The sequence below is a fragment of the Pseudarthrobacter sp. rb genome, assembly GCF_056389225.1.
In genome coordinates this window covers 24,038-39,007 of sequence record NZ_JBWJAR010000013.1, presented here as the reverse complement: position 1 = coordinate 39,007, position 14,970 = coordinate 24,038, and the positions used below count along the sequence as shown (strand labels likewise).

15 protein-coding genes are annotated in these 14,970 nt (G+C 65.6%); 13 read left to right on the top strand and 2 right to left on the bottom strand.

The features are described from left to right. Positions 1-14: 14 nt before the first annotated feature. Positions 15-1,493, top strand: coding sequence for a C-glycoside deglycosidase beta subunit domain-containing protein (locus ACWRN3_RS16330; protein WP_476741297.1), 1,479 nt, complete (start codon positions 15-17; stop codon positions 1,491-1,493). On the opposite strand, the gene ACWRN3_RS16325 is transcribed toward ACWRN3_RS16330, so the two are convergent. After that, complete coding sequence (locus ACWRN3_RS16325; RefSeq protein ID WP_255173955.1) at positions 1,490-2,434, bottom strand: LysR family transcriptional regulator; 945 nt, start codon at positions 2,432-2,434, stop codon at positions 1,490-1,492. The genes ACWRN3_RS16330 and ACWRN3_RS16325 overlap by 4 nt on opposite strands. A 236-nt stretch (positions 2,435-2,670) precedes the next feature. Between ACWRN3_RS16325 and ACWRN3_RS16320 the strand changes: the two genes are divergently transcribed. The 12 genes from ACWRN3_RS16320 to ACWRN3_RS16265 all read left to right on the top strand — a co-directional run bounded on the left by ACWRN3_RS16320 (position 2,671) and on the right by ACWRN3_RS16265 (position 13,862). After that, on the top strand, positions 2,671-3,954 hold the full coding sequence (locus tag ACWRN3_RS16320; protein ID WP_324643731.1) for an ABC transporter substrate-binding protein: 1,284 nt from the start codon (positions 2,671-2,673) through the stop codon (positions 3,952-3,954). A 59-nt stretch (positions 3,955-4,013) separates the two neighbouring features. After that, positions 4,014-4,973, top strand: a complete 960-nt coding sequence (locus tag ACWRN3_RS16315; RefSeq protein ID WP_324643732.1) for a carbohydrate ABC transporter permease — start codon at positions 4,014-4,016, stop codon at positions 4,971-4,973. 3 nt (positions 4,974-4,976) lie between these two features. Further along, positions 4,977-5,813 carry a carbohydrate ABC transporter permease gene (locus tag ACWRN3_RS16310; RefSeq protein WP_324643733.1) on the top strand — a complete coding sequence of 279 codons (837 nt, stop codon included), beginning with the start codon at positions 4,977-4,979 and terminating at the stop codon, positions 5,811-5,813. Between the two features lie 6 nt (positions 5,814-5,819). Then, entirely contained in the window at positions 5,820-6,191 is a 372-nt protein-coding gene (locus tag ACWRN3_RS16305; RefSeq protein ID WP_324643734.1) for a nuclear transport factor 2 family protein, read from the top strand. 67 nt (positions 6,192-6,258) lie between these two features. Beyond that, on the top strand, positions 6,259-7,035 hold the full coding sequence (locus ACWRN3_RS16300; RefSeq protein WP_255173960.1) for a TIM barrel protein: 777 nt from the start codon (positions 6,259-6,261) through the stop codon (positions 7,033-7,035). After that, on the top strand, positions 7,032-8,612 hold the full coding sequence (locus tag ACWRN3_RS16295) for a GMC oxidoreductase (protein ID WP_255173961.1): 1,581 nt from the start codon (positions 7,032-7,034) through the stop codon (positions 8,610-8,612). Before ACWRN3_RS16300 ends, ACWRN3_RS16295 begins: the two co-directional genes overlap by 4 nt. Positions 8,613-8,673: 61 nt before the next feature. Then, positions 8,674-9,069, top strand: coding sequence for a C-glycoside deglycosidase beta subunit domain-containing protein (locus ACWRN3_RS16290; RefSeq protein ID WP_476741340.1), 396 nt, complete (start codon positions 8,674-8,676; stop codon positions 9,067-9,069). Continuing rightward, positions 9,066-10,169 carry a sugar phosphate isomerase/epimerase family protein gene (locus tag ACWRN3_RS16285; RefSeq protein ID WP_255173962.1) on the top strand — a complete coding sequence of 368 codons (1,104 nt, stop codon included), beginning with the start codon at positions 9,066-9,068 and terminating at the stop codon, positions 10,167-10,169. The genes ACWRN3_RS16290 and ACWRN3_RS16285 overlap by 4 nt, the downstream gene beginning before the upstream one ends. 19 nt (positions 10,170-10,188) lie before the next feature. Beyond that, on the top strand, positions 10,189-11,253 hold the full coding sequence (locus ACWRN3_RS16280) for a sugar phosphate isomerase/epimerase family protein (RefSeq protein WP_255173963.1): 1,065 nt from the start codon (positions 10,189-10,191) through the stop codon (positions 11,251-11,253). Between the two features lie 9 nt (positions 11,254-11,262). Continuing rightward, entirely contained in the window at positions 11,263-11,661 is a 399-nt protein-coding gene (locus ACWRN3_RS16275) for a C-glycoside deglycosidase beta subunit domain-containing protein (RefSeq protein ID WP_255173964.1), read from the top strand. Beyond that, the gene (locus ACWRN3_RS16270; RefSeq protein ID WP_324643735.1) at positions 11,658-12,845 is read left to right on the top strand and encodes a Gfo/Idh/MocA family protein; all 1,188 of its coding nucleotides are present in this window, start codon (positions 11,658-11,660) and stop codon (positions 12,843-12,845) included. The genes ACWRN3_RS16275 and ACWRN3_RS16270 overlap by 4 nt, the downstream gene beginning before the upstream one ends. Positions 12,846-12,857: 12 nt before the next feature. Further along, positions 12,858-13,862, top strand: coding sequence for a sugar phosphate isomerase/epimerase family protein (locus ACWRN3_RS16265; RefSeq protein ID WP_255173966.1), 1,005 nt, complete (start codon positions 12,858-12,860; stop codon positions 13,860-13,862). Positions 13,863-13,944: 82 nt separating this feature from the next. Here ACWRN3_RS16265 and ACWRN3_RS16260 read toward each other — a convergent pair whose 3' ends face one another. Beyond that, on the bottom strand, positions 13,945-14,949 hold the full coding sequence (locus ACWRN3_RS16260; protein ID WP_255173967.1) for an apurinic/apyrimidinic endonuclease family protein: 1,005 nt from the start codon (positions 14,947-14,949) through the stop codon (positions 13,945-13,947). Positions 14,950-14,970: the final 21 nt, after the last annotated feature.

Below are 14,970 nucleotides of genomic sequence, written 5' to 3'. Positions count from 1 at the left end.
GTAAAGAGAACATCATGCCCAACGGACTTCTTGACGAATCCAGCCTCCGCGCCCACCCGGACGGACTTGCCCTTTCCCTCACCCTGCCGTGGTACCGGAGCCTCTGGCTCTCCTCGGTCACCAGCCTCCGGCTCACCATCGACGGCCAGGACGTCCCCCAAGGGGATCTGTCCCTGGAGGTCGGCGGCACCCGTTACGCGCTGCCCGACCTTCCGGCGCAGAGTGAAACCCTCTGGTACCTGCAGGAACACCCGCTGCTCATTGTCCGCCGTGACCGGCCCGCTGCTCCCGGGGACCACCACACCGTCCAGCTCATCGGCGAGCTCCGCCTGCCGTACATGCAGATTGCCCCGGGGCAGGACGGGGCCCCGGGCATGTATGTCCCCAACTTCGTGAACCAGGCACTTGAACTGGCCGTCACCGATGGACCTGCGCCCGCACCCCTACTCACGACGGCGGCGGCACCCCCTCCGCCGGCAACCGGGGAAGACCCCTTCGCCCTTGGGCTCACGCTGTATTCGGCAAGCGCCGAGTTCCGCGCCGGCTGGTACGACTTCGACGGGCTGCTGAACCGGGTTGCCGATCTTGGCATCGGCCCGGGCATCGAGATTGTGGCCTCCCAAGTGCTGCCCACCTACCCCCGCGTAACGGATGACTTCGCCCGGGCCTGGCAGACTGCGTTCGACAAGCACGGCTTCACCGCCAGTTCGTTCGGCGCAAACCTGGACATGGGCAGGCGCCGTGACCGGGACATGACGCCGGACGAGGAGTATGAGTTCACGGAGACCCTGTTCCATGGTGCGAAGAAGCTGGGGTTCCCCCTGGTCCGCATCCAGAGCGCCAAGCCGGGCCTTCTCCGCCGCCTCCTGCCGCTGGCCGAGAAGCTGGAACTCAAGATGGCCTACGAAATCCACGCGCCGATGGGACCCAACTCGCCGGAAATCATGAAGGTCCGGGACGTCTACGCAGAACTCGATTCGCCGTTGCTGGGGTTCGTGGCTGACTTTTCGTCCACCATGCACAGCATGTCGCCCACGCTCCTCCGTGCCGTGCGCCGGGCGGGCCTGGACGACGACTCCGTCGACACCCTCCAGGCAATCTGGGCCACCGATGCGCCTATGCGGGCCCGGCAGGAGGAATTCATCGGCTACCTCAAGGGCCGGGACTTTGACCCTGCCCGGCTGGGTTCCTTTGCGCACCTGGCCTTCAATATGCACGGCCACGTCAGCCCCGCGGAGTGGGCGGACATTATGCCCCAGATCCTGCACGTCCACGCAAAGTTCTATGACATCGACGAGCATGGCGACGAGCCCGCCATCGACTACCCGGAGCTGGTGCGCGTCTTCGTGGAGGGCGGCTACCGCGGCTACTGGTCCAGCGAGTGGGAAGGCCACGCGTTCGCTGAACTGGGCGAAGTGGACCCGCTGGTGCTGGTCCGCAAGCAGCATGACCTCATCCGCAAGAGCATACGGTCCGTGCCGGCCACTGCCTAGCGGGGTTCCCCTGGAGCGGAGGCGGCGACAATGTCCGCCGCCTCCTTGAAGAGGGCGCGCATCCACTCATGTTCGGAGTCCCGGTCATGCGCGGGATGCCACCACAGGGCATTGACCAGCGGAGTGGCATCGAAGGGCAGCGGCAGGACACGCACGCCGTCCAGCTGCAGGGCAACCGGTGCCAGCGCTGCCTGGATCAGGCCGATCCGGTGCGTGCCCAGCACGAAATGGGGGAGGGCGAGGAAACTCTCAACCGTGACCTCCACCCGCGGTTCAATCCCCAGCTGCTGGATCTGGCGCTGGGCGGACGTAAATGCTGACCGGGACTGGTATGTCATCACCCACGGCAGCTCTGCGATGTTCTCCATGGTGATCTTTTCGCCGACAGCGCCGTTGGAGGAGGAAACGATGGCCACCCAGTCGTCGCGCCACAGGTCCTGGTACGGCAACCCGTTAAGGAAGCCGTGCGGGATGACCATGCCGTCCACCGAACGAAGACGGTTGGCGGCATCCTCCACCACCAGCGGATTGTGCAGCATGAACCGGAACCGGACTCCCGGGGCGCGCTGGGCCGCGAGTTCGGAAACAACGCGGCCGATGGTACTGAAGCCGTAATCGGAACCATAGATGGAAAACTCGCGTTCGGAGTCTGCCGGTTCCCATGATGCCTGGCTTTCAAAGACGCGGCGGGCAGCCTCAAGGGCGGCTGTGGTGTGTTCGGCCAGGCGCAGCGCGAAAGGTGTCAGCTCATAGGCGTTGCCGCGGCGGGCCAGGATGGGATCGCCAAAATGGGACCGCAGCCGTGCAAGGGAAGCGCTCAGTGCCGGCTGGCTCAAATGGAGGCGCTCCGCCGCCCTGGTAACGCTCCGTTCGGTGATGAGCGCGTCCAATGAGATCAGCAGGTTCAGGTCAAGCCGCGCGAGCGAAGCGTAGTTGGTCACGGAGCAGTCTTTCGATCGTGAAGCACGTCACGGAAGTTTATCAGCGCCCTCGATATCACCGGCAGGTTCCATCAATAGCTCCAATGGACCATGGACCTTTTGCATGACCCCGGCCAGACTTATGTCTGCCATAGCAAAGACTTATGTGCTTTTCCTACACATCTCACCCATACTGGTGAGTGACCGGGATCACCGCTCCCGGATGTTCTTCGACAACGAAGTCTGAAAGGCTGAACATGACACAGCACCGACGCTCCCTGGCACTCAAAGTTGCCGGCGCCCTTGCCGTCCCCACCCTGGCTGCCCTGGCCCTCACCGGCTGCTCATCCTCCGCTGAAAGCGCCAGCTCCTCCGGCAGCAAGGAATTCTCGCTCTCCTTCGCCACCTCCAACACCATCGAAAGCCCGTTCCAGAAGCTGGGCGAGGACTACATGAAGGCGCACCCGGACGTGAAGATCACGTTCAACCCGCAGCCCAACGACTCCTACGACCAGACCCTCCGGACGCAGCTGCAGGCCGGCAACGCCTCCGACGTAGTGGTCACGACCCCGGGTTCAGGCCAGGGCCGCAGCATCCTGCCGCTGGCCGAGGCCGGCTTCCTTGAGCCGCTGGATGACGCGGCCAGGAAACTCCTGCCGGCTGGAAGCGACAGCACCTTCGGCAAGGACGGCAAGGTCTACGGCCAGGCAACGGAAATCACCGTTGCTGCCCTTGTCTCCAACGAGGCAGCGGTCAAGGCCGCGGGACAGTTCCCCGCGGACTTCGCAGCCCTGGAAGACCAGTGCAAGACCCTTGAATCGTCCGGCAAATCGCTCTTTGCCATCGCCGGCTCGGCCCCTCCCAACACGGGCCTGATGGCCATGTCCCTGGCAGCCACCCGGGTGTACGCCGAAGACCCCAAGTGGAATGACAAACGCGCCGCCAAGGAAGTGACGTTCGCGGGTTCGGACGGGTGGAAGTCGGCGCTGGAAGCGGTCAACACCCTCAAGGACGCCGGCTGCTTCCAAAAGGGCGCTGCCGGTGCCGGCTTTGACGCCATCACCAAGGGCCTCGCAGGCGGCACCGCCGTGGCCGGCTTCATCCCGGCTCCCAGCTGGAAGCAGCTGGCGTCGGCCGCGTCCGGTACCGATTTCGCCGTCCGCGCGCTTCCCGCCGACAAGGGCGGCAAGGATTATGTCTACGCCAGCGCCAACTACGCCTTCTCCGTCAACGCGGCCTCAAAGAACAAGGACGCTGCCAAGGCCTTCCTCGACTGGGCCGCGGAGCCGGAGCAGACCAAGGCATTTGCCGAGATCGACGGCGCCCTCCCCGTCAGCGGACTGGACAAGTACGACTTCGAAGGCGGCGCCTACAAGAACGTGGGTGAGCTGATCAAGAACGGAAACTACAGCCCCCTGCCCAACATCCAGTGGCCCAACTCCGCCGTGTACGACGCGCTGGCCACCGGTGTCCAGGGAATCATCACGGGCCAGAAGAGCCCTGACCAGGTGCTGCAGGCCATGGACGCAGCCTGGGGCTAGGCGCAGCGTTCTTCACCACCGACGGTCCAACAACTCAAAGGGACAAGCAAGGAAATACCATGACTGCGACGATGCAACCGAAAAGCGAAGCAGCTGAAGCACCCCGGAGAGGCAGGCGTACCCCGGGGGCGGGCCAAAGCACCCGCTCCCGGGGCCACGGCCTGGAGTTCGGACACTGGTGGTGGGCGCTGCCCGGGACAGCCCTGGTGTTTGCCATCCACTATGTGGCAACCGGCATCGGCGGATTTTTTGCCTTCACCAACTGGACGGGCATCGGCGCGTTCAAGATCACGGGCTGGGCCAACTTTGAAGCGATCTTCAAGGACCCCACCAAAGTCGGGGCTCTCTCAAACACGCTTTTCCTGGCATTCGGCTCGGTCTTCCTGGGCAATATCGCCGGACTGATCATTGCCCTGGGGCTGAACCGGGTGATCAAGACGCGCTACATCCTCCGCACCCTGTTCTTCATGCCGGTAGTGCTCAGCCCGCTGGCCACGGCCTACATCTGGAAGTACATCTTCGACTTCGACGGCCCGCTCAATGCATTCCTCACGGCGATCGGCGCCGGGGACCAGGCCAAGCCCTGGCTCGCGGATCCGCAATGGGCCATCTGGACCGTCCTGGTGGTCCTGGTCTGGTCATCCACCGGCTTTGCCATGGTCATCTTCATGGCCGGCCTGGCGGGCGTTGCAGTGGAAGTGGAAGAAGCGGCAGCCATAGACGGCGCCAACCTGTGGCAGCGTTTCCGCAACGTCACCCTTCCCGCGATCCGCCCCGCCGTCGCCATTGCCACCACGCTTGGCATCGTCCAGGGACTGCGCGTCTTCGACCCCATCATGGCGCTCACCGGCGGGGGACCCGCAGGGGCCACGGAAACGTTGGCCACCCAGGTCTACAAGCAGGCCTTCGCGCTGGGTAACTTCGGCGGCGGCGCTGCCCTTGCCCTGGTGCTGGCCGCCATTATCTTGTTCTTCGCCGTAATCCAGCAGCGGCTGACGCGTTCGAACCCCGAGGACTAGGCCATGTTCCGCTACACCAAGCTCACCCTGCTCCGCGAGATCGGCCTCTGGGCCCTCGCCCTGCTGTTCCTCGCACCGTTCTACTTCCTGGTCACTACGGCCCTGAAGCCCGCCAACGAACTGTTCACCACGTCAGCCCTGGCCCCGCCAGTCCATCCGGATTTCAGCAACTTCGTTGCCGTCCTGTCCGCCAAGGGGAACTCCAACGTGGTGATGGGCCTGGCCAACAGTGCCATCATCACCGCCGGCAGCATCCTGGGGCTGGTGGCCCTCGGGTCCGTCACCGGCTATGTGATCTCCCGCAGCACCAGGCGGTGGAGCAAAGCCGCCTACTACCTGTTCCTGGTGGCCATCATCCTTCCGGGCCAGCTCGGGGCGGTGCCGCTGTACATGGGCGCCCGCGCGCTGGGCCTTACCGGCTCGGCCTGGGGCCTGATCGTGCTGTACACGGGCATGCTCCTGCCGCTCTCGATCTTCCTCTACTCCAATTTCTTCCGCGGCCTGGGCACGGACTATGAGGAGGCAGCAACAATCGACGGCGCCAGCAGGTCCCAGGTCTTCTCCAAGGTGGTGTTCCCCATGATGGCCCCGGCCACGGGTACGGTCACCATTTTCGCCGGGCTGATTGTGTGGAACGACTTCTTCACGTCCCTGATCTTCCTGGGCGGCTCCGCCAACCAGACCCTGCCGGTGGCGATGTACTACTACATCGGTTCCCTGGTGTCCCAGTGGAACTCGATCTTCGCCATCGTGATCGTGTCCATGATCCCCATCCTGGTCCTGTTCCTCTTCGCCCAGAAACGCTTCATCCAGGGCTTCTCCGGCGGCCTGAAGGGCTGATCACCCATGACAGCCAACCGCGCAGCGTTCGAACGCTTCGTGGAACTCTTCTACACCCAAAAACGGGTCCGCGAAGCGTTCAACTACCACGTCGCCGAGCAATACATCCAGCACAACCCCACCATCGAGGACGGGCCGGAGCCGGCCATCGCGGCCCTCACGCCAAAGTTCGACGACGCACCGGAGAACCGTTTCGACGTCCAGCGGATCCTGGTGGACGGCGACCTCGCCATGGTCCATGTCCGTGCATCGGGGCCGGGCCGGCCCGATGCTGCAGTGGTGGATCTCTACCGCTTCGAGGACGGCCGGATCGCGGAGCACTGGGACGTGCTTCAGCCCGTCCCGGACCGTGCCGTCCATGACCATCCCATGTTTTAGCGCCCTCCCATAGCCCCGCCATGCATGGCCCAAATTTCAGCAGAATCCACTTCTTCAGGAGACACCCATGTACCAGCTCGCACCCAACATCGACCTCTTGTTCTCGGAAGCCGGCGACAGCGCGGCCGACCGCGTCCGGGCTGCAGCCGCTGCCGGCTTCGACGCCGTCGAGATGTGGGGCCCCACCGGCAAGGACATCCCGGCCCTCAAGGAGGCACTTGAGGAAACCGGTGTCCAGCTCACCGCCCAGCTGGCCGAGCCCCGTATGCAGTTCATGATCCCGCCGAAGAACCATGAACCCTTCTACGAGGGCCTCGACGCCGGCGTCAAAGTGGCACAGGAACTGGGCTGCCCGCGGATCGTCGTGGGCAGCGGCACCGGGTTCGGTGGCCGGAAACGGCAGGACCAGCTGGACGAACTGATTGAAATCTTTGCCAAGGGCGTGGCCCACATCGAAGGCTCCGGCATCACCTTGGTCCTGGAGCCGGTCAACGTGCGGGTAGACCACCCCGGAGCCCTGCTCGACCGGACATCGGAGGCTGTCTACATCGCCAAGGGCGTCAACTCGCCCAGCTTCGGTGTCCTGTACGACCTCTACCACTCCACGGTGGAAGGCGAGGACGTCGCCGCCGAGCTCGCGAATGCCGGCGGCGTGATCAAGTACGTCCAGATTGCCGATGCGCCGGGCCGCGGGGAACCGGGCTCCGGGTCCATCGACTGGGCCGCGCGGCTCGCCGATCTGCAGGCCAGCGGCTATGCCGGTCCCGTTGGGCTCGAGTACTACCCCACCATCGAGTCCGCAAAGTCCGTCCGGCGGATCCAGGAATTGGTGGCAGGGCGGTGAGCGGCAGCCGCTACCCCGCCGCCGTTGATGTGGCAATCGTCGGCAGCGGTCCCACCGCATCCGCGTATGCCCGCATCCTCAGCGAACGGGCACCGGAGGCCACCCTTGCCATGTTCGAGGTGGGCCCCACTGTGAGCAGCCCGCCCGGCTCCCACGTCAAGAACATTGAGGACCAGGAGCGACGCACGCTCGCCCAGCGGGCATCGGAAGGTCCTGGCGCTGGAGCCGAGACCGTGAGTTCCCCGGGAGCCGTCAAGAGCGGCGAACGCCGTGCCCGCCCGGGCACCTATCTGCTGCAGGACGGCTACGCCTTCCCTGGCGAGGACGGTATGCCTGTTGCTGCCATGTCCAGCAACGTGGGCGGAATGGCCGCCCACTGGACGGCCGCGTGCCCCCGGCCCGGAGGCAAGGAGCGCATCGGTTTCCTTCAGGACCTGGAACAGCTGCTCCAGGAGGCCGACCGCCTCCTGGGTGTCACCACCACCGCCTTCGAGGGCGCGCCGTTCTCCGGCCTGGTCCATGACCGCCTTTCCGCAGCCATTGATGACGGACGCAGGCCGGAATTCCGCGTCCAGCCCATGCCGCTCGCCGTGCACCGGCGGGACGACGGTCGGCTCGTATGGTCGGGATCCGACGTCGTCATGGGGGATGCCACACGGGAGAACCCGCGGTTCGACCTGTTTGACGAGTCCCTGGTCCGGCGCGTGCTGGTGGACGGCGGCCGGGCCGCAGGCATCGAGGTGGAGGACCGCCGCACCGGCGAAACACACCGCATCGCCGCGCGGTACGTGGTGGTCGGCGGCGATGCCCTCCGCACCCCGCAGCTCCTGTGGGCCTCCGGGATCCGTCCCGATGCCCTGGGCCGGTACCTCAACGACCAGCCGCAGGTGGTCTTTGCCAGCAGGCTCCGCAACGTCGCCCCGGGCGAGGCGCAGCACCGCGCGGCCGGCGCCCTCAGTGAGCAGAGCGGCGTCACCTGGGTGCCCTACACGGACGACATGCCCTTCCACGGACAGATCATGCAGCTGGACGCCTCGCCCATCCCGTTGGCTGACGACGACCCCGTGGTTCCCGGCTCGATCGTGGGACTGGGCCTGTTCTGCGCCAAGGACCTCCAGCGGGAGGACAGGGTGGCGTTCGACGACGGCACCCTGGACAGCTACGGCATGCCCGCCCTGCGCATCCACTACCGCCTTACGGACAAGGACCGGGACGTGCTGGAGCGGGCCAAGCGGGAGATCCTCCGGCTGGGAAAGGCAGTGGGGGAGCCGCTTGACGATCGGCCCTTCGTCCTCCCGCCGGGCGCCTCGCTGCACTACCAGGGCACGACCCGCATGGGGGAGTATAACGACGGCACGAGCGTGTGTTCCCCGGACAGCGAGGTCTGGGATGTCCCCGGCCTTTTTGTGGCCGGCAATGGCGTCATTCCCACCGCCACAGCATGCAACCCCACCCTTACGGCCGTGGCGCTCGCTGTACGGGGGGCCCGGCGAATCGCTGTGGAACTGGACGGGACATCGGAAATGGCCAGCGCTTTACTTCTGTCAGATTCTGACAATAGAATGACTAAACAATGAAAAAGTGGTTCACGCCGCTTTCGGTAAGCAGGCAAGGCATGCCGCAGACAAGGAGGTCTCGATGATCGCCGACCGCATGATCGAGCAAGGAACACTCACCAGCACCGATGGCCGCACCGCCGTCGAGGTCCGCATCCCCTGGTACCGCGCGTTGCCCGGCTCGTGCATCGCCGGTGCCGCGCTCTCGGTGGACGGGGTTGCTGCACCCGCCGATTCATTGAGGTGGACCATGAACAACCGCACCTTCAGCTTCGATGAGCTGGTGGACGAGACCGGCGAGTGGTGGTTCCCGCTGGACTCGGCTGTCCTTTCCGGTGAGCTTCCCGTCGATGACCCCCAGGCCGAGCATGAAGTGCGGGTAGACCTGAAGCTCTACATCCCGTACATCATCACCGACCACGGCGTGCTGCATATCGAAGAGCACGACACCAAGACCATGAAGGTGGCACAGCGATGACCAACCTTGGCACGCCCATCCAGGGCGTCACCCTCTACAGCTTCACCCGGGCCTTCCATGGCCGGCAGTACGACCTCGACGGCCTGATCCGCAAGGTGGCTGCGGAGGGCTTCGGCCCGGGGCTGGAAGTTATCGGCTTCTCGAGCCTCCGCGGCTTTCCGGACCACATCGACGACACTTTCGTGGGCCACTTCCGGGACCTCGTGGCCGAGGTGGACCTGGTGCCCACCTCGCTCGCCGTCAACGTTGACACCGGCCTGCGCCGCGACCGTCTCATGAACCATGACGAACTGGTCGAATACATGCGCACGCAGATCGAGGTGGCCGCCCGCCTGGGCTTCCCGATCGCCCGGGTCCAGATTTCCCTGACGCCGGATGCCATGGAAAGCCTGCTCCCGGTCGCGGAGCAGTACGGCGTCACCCTCGCCCTTGAGGTCCACGCGGACCAGCACGGCGCCCACGAACGCATCCTGGCCCTGCGGGACCGGTACGAGAAGCTGAACTCGCCGCTGCTCGGGTTCACCGCCGACTGGGGTGCCACCGTCACCGGGTTCGCCCCATCGCTCCTGGAGGCCTACCGGCGCCGCGGTGCCTCCGAGGAACTGCTGCAGCAGGTCGTGGAGATGTGGAACGGCTTCTACGCGGAAGGGCCGCCGAACACCCAAAAGGTACACGGCGAACGGTTCGGTGCTTTCATCGGCCTCGCAGCGCGGAACGGCCGCCCGGACCTCGGCATCGATTTCGGCATCAACGGCACCGGGCTCTTCGGTCCGGCGCCACTGGACACCTGGCTGGAAATCATGCCGTGGGTCCGCCACGTCCACGGCAAGTTCTTCGGGATTGACGAGAACGGCGAAGAGCCCTCGGTACCGGTCCGTGGCCTTGTCCGCCAACTGGTGGAAAACGGGTACTCCGGTGCGATCTCCAGCGAATACGAAGGTTGGCACTGGAACAACTGGGAGGACCCGTTCGACATCATCCGCGGCGAGCAGGCCGTCCAGCGGTCCGCCGCCGAAGACGCCGGCTCCGCCATGATTACGGACGCCGCCGAAGCCCGCCGCATCCTCAACAGCCACCTCGCCCAGCCCGTCCGCGGCTGACAGGAAAGGAACAGAAGACATGCCAGAAGGAATCGCCGGCTCGGGCATCGAGCTGGGCATCACCCTCTACTCACTCACCTCTGAATTCGCAGCCGGGCTCTACACGCCCGAGACCTTGATCAAGGCTGTGGCCGACGAAGGCCTCGGCCCCGGCGTGGAGTTCAACATCGCCCAGATGCTGCGCACCTACCCGGACGTGGACAACGACTTCGTGAAACTGTGGCGCGACAGCATGGACCGCTACGGCCTCACCCCCAGCGCCGTGGGCACCAACCTGGATATGGGCCGCCGCAAGGACCGGGACATGACCCCGGACGAGGAATACGACTTCTTTGCGCGCCAGCTCAAGACTGCGAACACGTTGGGCTTCCACAAAATCGTCATCCGTTCCGCCGGCAAGGAACTCCTCCGCCGGCTCCTTCCGCTGGCCGAGCAGTACGACCAGAAGCTCGGATACGAGATCCATGCGCCACAGGGCCCCAACGATCCGAAGATCCTGCAGATCCGCGAGATGTACGAGGAACTGGGCAGCGACCGCCTGGGCTTCACGGCGGACTTCAGCTCCACCATGCACAGCCTCTCGCCCACCCTGTTCCGCACGCTGACACAGATGGGCCTGCCGGAGGAACACTTCGCCGTCATGCAGGACATCTGGCGGAAGCCCCTGCCCATGCAGGAACGCAACCAGGAGTTCGAGGACTACCTGCGGGAGAACAACTTTGACCCCGCCCGGCTGGGCCCGTTCACCAGGTTGGCGTTCAACATGCACGGACTGGTTCCGCCGGAGGAATGGCTGGACATCATGCCGCAGATGTTCCACGTGCACGCCAAGTTCTACGACATCGACGCCGAGGGCAATGAACCCGCCATGGACATCCCGCGGATTGTGCGCCAGTTCGTCAAGGGCGGCTACCAGGGCTTCCTGTCCAGCGAATGGGAGGGACACGCTTTCGCCGACCTCGGCGAATCCGATCCGATCGACCTGGTCAAGAAGCAGCACGCCCTGATGCGCCAGGCCATCGAAGATTCCGCCGGCGCTGACGAAATTGACTCCCACCCGACCCTGGTCCAGACCTCCAAGTAAGGAAAGCCCATGGCAACACACAATTCCCTGTTCCAGGACACCGACGTCCGCAGGCACCCCGATGGCATCGCCGTGTCGGTGCAGCTGCCCTGGTACCGCAGCCTCTGGCTGTCCGCTGTTGATGACGTCGCGGCGACCGTCAACGGGACAGCCATTCCCAAGGAATCCCTCCGGTTCGAGCTGCAGGGGACCTCCTACTCCATCGCGGAGCTTCCGGAGCAATGGGAGACGCTGTGGTTCGTCGCGGACAAGCCGGAGATCATCATTCCGCTGGACCGCGTCCCCGGGGCCGGCGAGGAGATCGACGTCGAGGTTATCCTGACGCTCCGCCTGCTCTACATGCAGATCGCCCCCATGCATTACGTGGGGAACCGGGTGGCCGTGGACCGGAAGGTAGTGCTGGCATGAAACGCCTGCGCGTGGCCATGATCGGCTACGGCTTCATGGGCGCGGCGCATTCCCAGGGCTGGCGTACCGCGCCCCGCGTCTTCGACCTGCCGGTGGAGCCGGAGATGGCCGTGGTGGTGGGCAGGAACGCCGACGCCGTCGCTGCCGCCGCCAGGAAGTGGGGGTGGGCGGAGTCCGCCACCGACTGGCGGGACGTGATCGCACGGGAAGACATCGACGTCGTCGACATTGTCACCCCCGGCGACTCGCACGCCGAAATAGCGATCGCCGCGCTGGAGGCCGGCAAGCACGTCCTGTGCGAGAAGCCGCTGGCAAATACGGTGGCCGAGGCCGAAGCGATGGCAGAGGCTGCGGAGCGTGCCGCGGTCCGCGGTATCCGCGCGATGGTGGGCTTCACCTACCGCCGCGTTCCGGCCGTGACCCTCCTCCGGAACCTCATCGCCGAAGGGGCCGTGGGCGCGGTCAACCAGGTGCGTGCCTCCTACCGCCAGGACTGGCTGGTCGACCCGAAGATGCCACTGGCCTGGCGGCTGCAGAAGGAACATGCCGGGTCAGGGGCCCTGGGCGACATCGGTGCGCATGCGATCGACCTGGCCCAGTTCGTCACCGGGCTGGCACTGGAAAAGGTCTCCGGCACCGTCGGCACCATCGTCAAGGAGCGCCCGCTGCTGGATTCCGGCTCCGGCCTTTCCGGCGCGGCCGGCGCCGGGTACGGCACAGTGACCGTTGACGACATCGCCATCTTCACCGGCCGGTTCGAGACCGGGGCGCTCGCGTCCTTCGAAGCGTCCCGGTTCGCCACCGGGCGGAAGAACGCACTGCAGATCGAGGTCTCCGGGGACAAGGGCGCGCTCGCCTTCGACCTTGAAGACCTCAACAGCCTCGACTTCTACGACCGCACCGCACCCGCTGACCGGCAGGGTTTCCGGAAGGTCCTGGTCACCGAGGCCGGGCACCCGTATCTTTCGGGCTGGTGGCCCGCCGGCCACATGCTCGGGTATGAGCACGGGTTCTCCCACCAGGTGAAGGACCTCGTGGAGGGCATTGCGGACGGCATCGACCCGCATCCGACGTTCGCCGACGGGCTTCAGATCCAGCGGGTGCTCGAGGCCGTGGAGCGCAGTTCCCACAATGATTCCGCCTGGACGCGGGTCGCCGCCGGCGTCACCGCCGCGGCGCTATAGGAGGAGATGTACGTGGCACGACCAATCACCCTGTTCACCGGCCAGTGGGCCGACCTGCCGTTCGAGGAGGTGGCCCGGCTGGCCGGAGAATGGGGCTACGACGGACTCGAGATCGCCTGCTGGGGCGACCACCTTGACCCGTGGCGCTGGGATGACGACGCCTATGTGCAGGGCAGGCTGGACATCCTGGAGCGCAACGGACTCAAAGCCTGGACCATCTCCAACCACCTCAAGGGCCAGGCAGTCTGCGACGATCCGATCGACGAACGGCACCGCGGCATCCTTCCGGATGCGGTGTGGGGTGACGGCGACCCTGAGGGCGTCCGCCGCCGTGCGGCCGAGGAACTGAAGAACACCGCCCGGCTTGCGGCCAGGCTTGGGGTGAAGACGGTGACGGGCTTCACGGGCTCGTCCATCTGGAAGTACGTCGCGATGTTCCCGCCTGCAACGGAAAAGATGGTCGACGCCGGCTACCAGGACTTCGCGGACCGCTGGAACCCGATCCTTGACGTCTTCGACGAGGTGGGTGTCCGGTTCGCCCATGAAGTCCACCCCTCTGAGATCGCCTACGACTACTGGACAACCCAGCGCACGCTTGAAGCCATCGGGCACCGGGAAGCCTTCGGGCTGAACTGGGACCCCAGCCACATGGTGTGGCAGGACATCGACCCCGTCGGCTTCCTGTGGGACTTCAAGGACCGCATCTACCACGTGCACTGCAAGGACACGAAGAAGCGCCTCACCAACGGCCGCAACGGGCGCCTCTCGTCCCACCTGCCGTGGGCGGATCCGCGCCGGGGCTGGGACTTCATCTCCACCGGCCACGGTGACGTGCCCTGGGAGGACGCCTTCCGGATGCTCAACTCCATCGGCTACCGCGGACCCCTGTCCGTGGAGTGGGAGGACGCCGGCATGGACCGCCTTGACGGCGCTCCCGAAGCGCTGGAGTTTGTCCGCCGGCTCTCCGGATACGAGCCCTCGGCGGCCGCCTTCGATGCCGCCTTCAGCACCAAGTAGCAGCAACACGCAGGAATTGCCGGCCCGGGACATCCCAGGCCGGCAATTCTGGTTAACAGTCCGGCAGCTCTGGTTGGCCGGACTACCCGCCCGCCAACGCATTCTCCGCCAGCGCCAAGTGCCGCCGCGTCATGTCAGTGGGGTCATCACCCAGCCATTCGTGGCCACCCCACTCGCTGGTCAGTGTGCCCGTGAACCCGTTCCGGCTGAGGAGGCCCCCGAGATCCCGCAACGGCTGCGAAACCCGCCCGCCGTCGTCGTCCAGGTCCCAGAATTTCAGGTGGAAGGCACCCGCCAGTGGCAGGATCCCCTGAAGATCGCCGGCTTCGCTCCGGCCAAAGCGGATGAGCAGGTTCATAAAGAGGGTGTGGATTCGCGGCGGTACCCCGCCTGCCCGGAGCAGTGCGTGTATTGCCCCGGCGGTGGCCGGATCCCGCCACTCTTCGGCCAGGCGCTTCAGAAGGTCCGGACCGACGCCGCCCTTCCCCAGTTCCTCGAGGTAGCTGACAGGAAGTGCCGGCATCAGCATGCTGATGTCCACCAGGACACGGATGCGCCTATCTCCGAGCGCCGCGATCGCCTCCAGGGCCGGAGCAACTGCTGGGCTGTCCGGAGCCTGCTGGCCCTGGACCTCCTCATACAGCACCAGATCCAGGTCGTGAAGAAGCGGCTGCACCAGTGCCAGGAGCTGCGGGCCGGCCTGCCCGAGGGGAAGCCGAACCCCGCCGGCACCCACCCGGCGGGCCGCCACCAGCTGCGGCACCAGGAAGTCCAGCCGCTCCTGCAGCGTGCGGCGCCGGGTGGGCGACATGAAGTCGTCCAGGCTCGCACCCACGATGCTGATACGCCCGCCCTCCCCAGCCAGGGCATCCCGCAGCGCGTCCACCTCGGCGTGCTCGGGATCAGGGAACGAGCGCCACACGAGGCCGGGCTCAAGTTCCACCGTGCCAGCCGTACTGGCAGCGATCCCCGTGACAATGTCGGCGGCAGTGCGCCGGGCAGCGATGATTTCGGGGGTCCAATTGAACGAACTGGCGCAGAGGGTCCAACTGCTGGGTATCTTGGCAGCCATAAGGAGCCTTCCCATTTATGTATCTTACTGGCAAAC

What these genes read in the sequence shown, in the direction of transcription:
- ACWRN3_RS16280 (WP_255173963.1), top strand. Translation starts at nt 10,189, where the DNA reads ATGCCAGAAGGAATCGCCGGCTCGGGCATCGAGCTGGGCATCACCCTC.
- ACWRN3_RS16315 (WP_324643732.1), top strand. Translation starts at nt 4,014, where the DNA reads ATGACTGCGACGATGCAACCGAAAAGCGAAGCAGCTGAAGCACCCCGG.
- ACWRN3_RS16300 (WP_255173960.1), top strand. Translation starts at nt 6,259, where the DNA reads ATGTACCAGCTCGCACCCAACATCGACCTCTTGTTCTCGGAAGCCGGC.
- ACWRN3_RS16275 (WP_255173964.1), top strand. Translation starts at nt 11,263, where the DNA reads ATGGCAACACACAATTCCCTGTTCCAGGACACCGACGTCCGCAGGCAC.
- ACWRN3_RS16285 (WP_255173962.1), top strand. Translation starts at nt 9,066, where the DNA reads ATGACCAACCTTGGCACGCCCATCCAGGGCGTCACCCTCTACAGCTTC.
- ACWRN3_RS16320 (WP_324643731.1), top strand. Translation starts at nt 2,671, where the DNA reads ATGACACAGCACCGACGCTCCCTGGCACTCAAAGTTGCCGGCGCCCTT.
- ACWRN3_RS16270 (WP_324643735.1), top strand. Translation starts at nt 11,658, where the DNA reads ATGAAACGCCTGCGCGTGGCCATGATCGGCTACGGCTTCATGGGCGCG.
- ACWRN3_RS16290 (WP_476741340.1), top strand. Translation starts at nt 8,674, where the DNA reads ATGATCGCCGACCGCATGATCGAGCAAGGAACACTCACCAGCACCGAT.
- ACWRN3_RS16305 (WP_324643734.1), top strand. Translation starts at nt 5,820, where the DNA reads ATGACAGCCAACCGCGCAGCGTTCGAACGCTTCGTGGAACTCTTCTAC.
- ACWRN3_RS16260 (WP_255173967.1), bottom strand. Translation starts at nt 14,949, where the DNA reads ATGGGAAGGCTCCTTATGGCTGCCAAGATACCCAGCAGTTGGACCCTC.
- ACWRN3_RS16310 (WP_324643733.1), top strand. Translation starts at nt 4,977, where the DNA reads ATGTTCCGCTACACCAAGCTCACCCTGCTCCGCGAGATCGGCCTCTGG.
- ACWRN3_RS16330 (WP_476741297.1), top strand. Translation starts at nt 15, where the DNA reads ATGCCCAACGGACTTCTTGACGAATCCAGCCTCCGCGCCCACCCGGAC.